General features: G+C 65.7%; 2 protein-coding genes. One reads left to right on the forward strand and one right to left on the reverse strand.

All coding sequences use genetic code 11. The features are described from left to right. Positions 1-212: 212 nt before the first annotated feature. Positions 213-1,793 (reverse strand): M28 family peptidase, encoded by a 1,581-nt coding sequence (locus WBA11_RS17305; protein ID WP_424521891.1) that lies wholly within the window; start codon positions 1,791-1,793, stop codon positions 213-215. A 483-nt stretch (positions 1,794-2,276) separates the two neighbouring features. Here WBA11_RS17305 and WBA11_RS17310 point away from each other — a divergent pair. Beyond that, the coding region (locus WBA11_RS17310) for a beta strand repeat-containing protein (RefSeq protein WP_424521892.1) at positions 2,277-5,951 on the forward strand (3,675 nt) is incomplete at its 3' end.

The following is a 5,951-nucleotide window of genomic DNA, read 5'->3' on the forward strand; positions in this document are numbered from 1 at the left end:
CTCCGGGTGATCGCGGGCGACCAGGTTGAGTCCCGGCGTCTGGTGGTGGCGCGCTAGCCGCGCTTGATCCAAATGAGGAGGCCCCGCCCGGAACGCTCCGGGCGGGGCCTCTTTGCGTTACATCGCCCTCGAGGTCGTTGCCCCTTAGCGGATCAGCCTCGAGGGCGAACGCGCGAATGAGTCCAGGTCGCCCTCGAGGACGAGACGGTGCGTTAGTTGAAGCCGACGCCGCTCACGGCCGGCCGCTCGTCCTGGTTGGCCAGCTCCCACGCCGTCCCGAAGACCAGCCGCGCGATCCGCGCCATCCGGTCGTAGTCGATCTTGTCCGCGCTGTCGCCGACGCCGTGGTAGTCCTCGTGCGTGCCCGTAAAGTAGAAGATGAACGGCACGTCATACTTGCCGAAGTTCCAGTGGTCCGAGCGGCGGAAAAACTGGTTCGGATCGTCCGGCGAGTTGAACCGGTCCGAGAGAAAGAGATCCGTGCCCGTCTCGTCGTTGACGCGCGCGTTGAGGTCGTGCAAGTCCTGCGAGATCAGGTCGCCGCCGATGATATAGACGTAGTCCGTGGTGTCGAATCCACGCTCGGGATCGTACCGCCCGATCATGTCGATGTTGAGGTTGGCGACCGTGTCCTCGATGGGCATGAGCGGCTCGCGGTCGGTGTAGTACTCGCTACCCAGGAGCCCCTTCTCCTCGCCCGAGACGTGCAAGAACAGGACCGAGCGGCGCGGTCCCTCACCCGCCTCGACCGCCATCCGAAACGCCTCTGCGATCTCCAGGATCGAGACCGTGCCCGAGCCGTCGTCGTCGGCGCCGTTGTAGATCATGTCCTCGCCGTCGCCATCGTCCCCGACGTGGTCGAGGTGCGCCGAGATGACCACGACCTCGTCCCTGAGGAGCGGGTCCGAGCCCTCGACGATCGCCACCACGTTCTCGCTCATCACCGTCTGCACGTCGTACACGGCCTCGAGGTCGAGCGTGAGGCCGGTGTCGCCCAGTGGGTAGCCGTCGTCTCCGGCCTCGAGGCCCGCCACGGCCATCAGGTCGGCGACGACGTCTCCGGACGTGATCAAGATGGGTGGCAGGCCGCCCGACTCGTCGTCGCCGTCCGGCGGGAGCGACAGGCCCCCGGCCTCGAAGGCGCCCGCGGCCTGAGCCTGAAGTGCCGTGGCGACCGGCGGCCCGACGATCACGGCGGCGAGAGCGCCGGCGTCGCCGATGGCGCTGAGCGCCGCACGAGTCTCGGCTTGGTCTGCACCCGGGGAGAGGACGGCGTACGCGCCCTCGAGGTCGAGGGCGTCGAGGCCTGAGCCGTCGCCGACATAGACGATCGGGCCGCCCCCGGTCTCGGTCCGGCCAAAGATGGGGACGAGGCGCGCGTCCTCGAGGGCCTCGGAGGAGAGGACGGACTCGAGCACCGAGACCCCGTCCTGGAACACCCTCGTGGTGAGGCGAGAGAGCGTGGACTGCTCGAGGGCGAACGGCTGGAGGTATCCGTCAATGGCGTACGGACCTTGGGCCGTACCCGTCCCCTTTGCCGCGACGCCCATCGCGGCGTACTGGCCGGCGAGGAACCGAGACGCGAACCGCTGCCCGGGCTCTCCGGTCTCCCGGCCCGCGAGGTAGTCGTCGGCGTAGACGTAGAGGTGGCCGGCCAACTCCTGAGGCGTGATGGTGGCCTGGTAGCGCTCGACGGCCGGTGCCGATGGCGTCGAGGGCGCCGGATCGCTTAGCGGCACGGTGGCCGTGCACCCGGCGGCGAACAGAGCGAGAGTGAAGGAAAGCAGCCGCATCGGGGAAGGATTTGTGAGGGCTTAGACTACTCATCCGGTCCCGACCACGAACTCTCCCTACCACCTCGCGTCCTCGAGGGCGCCGGCCTCGTGCTGCAGTTGACGCCTAGACGCAACCTTCTCGCGTCACAAAGAGGTAACAAACGGAGCGAGCCGAACGGGTCCGCGAACGCCGTGCGCGCCACCTCGGTTTGGGGTGTGCACAGCGTGCGCACGAACAGGCGGCAGCGCGCCGGGTCCTCGTCCTCGAGGCCGTGCGGGCCTGTTTGGGAGCCCTGAACAAGTTGGCACGGAAGATGTAGGAGATGGTGCACGTCCCGTTTGTGGCAGGCCGGTCCACTCGGATTTCTGCCTGCTCTGAACGGGATCTTCAGACGCGCTACCCTACCTTGGGGAGCGTGTGTGTAGCTGCCCTGTTGCGGCGGCTCGCGCGCTCCTCCCCAGGTGCGACCCTTCAATACCCCCCACAACTCACTCCTCAACATGACGAGTACCAATACTCCCGGAGCCGGCATTAGCCGACTCCTTTCTAGCGCAGCCGTCTTGGCGCTCTTGCTGTTTACAGCAGGTGCGGCAGACGCGCAGACGCGCATCTTCGTCGACTCCGACAACGGAGTTGAGACGAACACGGGTGCCAACGCGGGCGTCACGGCCGGCAACGCCGGACCGGTCCGCTCGCTCGATCGCGCCCTCGAGGTCGCTCGCCAGAGCAGCGACTCGAACATTATCTCGATCGAGGCCGGCAACTACTCGCTGACCGAGGACATCGGTGACAACGCCAACGAGTTCAACCTCGCCTTTGAGGCGCGGCCGGACCCGAACGGTGGCGACGTCGTCGTCCTCGATCTCGGTGGAAACACCCGCCAGCTCGAGCCGAACACCGCGAACCCGATCGCGGGCCAGCGCCAGTTCCAGTTCTTGGGCGCCGGCGGCACGTTCCGGATTCAGAACGGCTCGCTCGACTTCCAGAACGGTAACATCGCCTTGGGCGCCGGCCTCGTCGAGTTCGACATCGACGAGATCGAGGTCACGAACGCGGCCGTCACCGGTACGCCGGACTATGACGAGGTCCCGACGCAGTTCACCTTCAACGGCACGACGCTCACCGCAGCAGCCGTGAACCCGTCGGGGAACATCCTCCCGGCGATCATCGACGCTGATGGCTCGGACATCAACATCGACGTGACCTTGACCGGCACGCTCACCAACGTCAACACCCAACTCGGGGACGACGGTGGCGAGGTCGACCTCTTCGTCGGTAGCAACTCGGCCATCTCCGGCTCGATCAGCATCCGCGACGGCAACGGCACCGCCGGTGCTACGGTTGAGTTGGAAGGCGACGGCGTCTTCGGAGACGTCACGGTCGGATCCGGTGCGAGCGTCGAGGTCGAGGACGACCCGACCTTCACCAACTTCGCCCAGACGGGCGGCGACGTGGTGGCCAACAACTCGCGCGCGGTTTTGACCACGCTCGGTGGCTTCGACCGGAGCGGTGGCACCTTCGATGACGAGTTCATCATCGCGTTCGCGGGTACCTCCACGGACGTGGTCACGTTCGCGCCCGGTCCGCAGTTCGACATCACGGGCCTCCGCGTCCTGGGCCGTCGGACCGTCCAGGTCGGCGCTGGCAACAGCTTCGACATCATCGGCGCCGGCGCCACGATCAACGACCCCGACCTCGCGGTCGGTGGCGGCGCAACGCTCGACCTCAACGGAGGCAGCGTCACGATCGCCGGCAACCGGTTCTTCACACCGGACCCCGTCACGAATCTCAACACGGTGCAGAACAGCGACGGCGGCGTCGTCATCGTTGACGGACAGGTCACCAACGGCACGATCGTGTTCGCGGGCCTGCCTGAGAACAACGACGAGGACCCGCTCAACGACATCGCCAACGAGTTCGCGGCCACCCTCGGTGGCGACGGCGTCGTCGACGACGTCCGCGTTGACCGCAACGTCAACCTCGCCCCGACGGCCGACGTCAACTTCGTCGGGACCCTGTTCCTGATCGATGGCAGCGTCATCGCTGACGATGCCCAGGTCTTCAACAATGGCGTATTCATCGGTGAGATCACCGGTGACATCTCGCCCGAAGGCGACGTTGCTGCGGTCGTGGTGGACATCACCAACGACGGCCTCACGCCGCGGATCATCGAGGACGACACCGATGGTGACGGCACCAACGACTCGGGCTTCAACGACGACAACAACCTCTTCGACCTCACCTACATCGATGACCGTCCGAACACGGACGACTTCGGGTTCGTGGGCGAGGAGTTTAGCCCGTCCAACGTCCGCGACTTTACCGTCGACATCCAGAACGGACGCCTTGAGATCCAGAACTTCTTCGACACGGAGACGCCCGGACTCGGCTTTTTCGCTCCAGGAATCGAGGGTGGCTTCATCCAAGGTGACTTCGTCGTCCGTGACGGCCGTCGTCGTGGCGGTGCAGCGGACAGTCCCACGGACACCACGTTCGACCCGATCACAGGCACGTTCGTGCCCAACACCCGGATCGATAACGCGGTCGTGGATATCCAGGACGTGTTCCTCGGTGTGCTCGGAGACATCCTGATCGAGGATGACGCCGTCGTCCAGACGTCGTTCAATGGCGCGCTCATCGCGACGAGCGCCAACAACCAGATCGCGGGCACGTTCAGCAGTGGCGCCTTTAGCAATGGCCTCGTCCTCGGTGGAGACGGCGTCGTGATCACGGGTGCCGGCGACGTTAGCGGCGCCGAGTCCGACATCAACGGAATCATCTTCCTGTCGAGCGTCTTTGTCGGCGACGACGATGTCGACGCGCGGATCGAGAACTTCACCGCCATCGATGCCGCCATCACGGACGGCTCGTCGACGGGGAACACGCTCGAAATCGCGCTCCTCAACGACGTCAACCTGCCCGGGACCCCCCCGGAGGAGGCTGGCAACTTGAACGGCCGGCTCGTCCTCAATGGGACCACGGTCATTCTTGACTCGGGTGTCCACGTCACGGCGGCGGGCTTCCAGCAGATCGACATCCTGAACGTCGGAGACAACACGTTCTTCGTCGAAGGCGCGTCGGACCTCGAGCTCGGCGGCGACGTCATCGGCCTCGGTGCCGTGTGGCTCGCGACCGGCTTCGGCGTCGTCGACGACGCCAACGGAGACGGCGTCGTGGACCTGTCGGACGGCGACCTCGACGGCGACGGCGACGTCGACGGCGCGGACGCTGCGATTGCTCAGGGCATCATCTTCCAGTTCGACTCGAACCAGGACGGCGTGCTCGACGGTCAGGACGAGGTCGCTGGTGACCTCGACGGTGACGGCGACGTCACGTTGGCTGACCAAGAGGTCTACGACCTCGTCGCCAACGTCGTTGCTCCGACCACGATCGTCACCATCGACGACCTGATCGCGATCGCTGCGGCCTCCAACGGCGGTGTTGCGATCGCCGACGGCGACCTCGACAGTGACGGCGACGTCGACCAGGTGGACCAGGCGCTGTTCGACATCGCAGACGTCGACAACGACGGCCAGGTCGATTCGGATGACGCGGACCGCGTTGCGGCCGCTGACCCCGACGGCAACGGCGACGTCGATACCGGTGGCCCCGGCCCCGACTTGGTCGCTGGAGACCCGAACATCGTGAACGACCCGAATGCGGTCGACGATGGAACGGCCGGCGATGCCGACACTGACGGGTTCGACGACTCGGACATCGACCAGGACGGTGACGTCGACGCTGCAGATCAGCTGATCTTCAACGTCTTCGACATTGCGTCGCCTGGCGACGTGATCGACAGCGATGACACCCAGGTGTTCGTCGATGCCGACGGCAACGGTGACGGTCAGGTCGCGACGACCGGTGACATCAACGGTGATGGGTTCGTCAACGCCCGTGACCAGGCGATCGTCAACGCCGCCGATACCAACGACGATGGAGACATCGATCCGGCCCAGGACGTGCTCGCATTTGCGAACGCGGACACGGACGGTGACGGCATCCTCGACGCCATCGGTAACGGAGACGTCGACCTAGACGGCGACTTCGACGCTGTCGACCGCCAGATCATCGCCCGCGCCCTCTTGGGGCTCACGGAGTCGAACACGATCAACCTGCGCGCCCAAGCGGACGTAGACGAGATCACGATCCCGACCTTCCACCCGGGTGACGAG

It is taken from the genome of Rubrivirga sp., from assembly GCF_049648075.1.
Lineage (GTDB): Bacteria > Bacteroidota > Rhodothermia > Rhodothermales > Rubricoccaceae > Rubrivirga.

Bases quoted from the DNA above. Each gene is read 5' to 3' on its own strand.
- WBA11_RS17305 (WP_424521891.1), bottom strand. From the start codon at position 1,793: ATGCGGCTGCTTTCCTTCACTCTCGCTCTGTTCGCCGCCGGGTGCACG.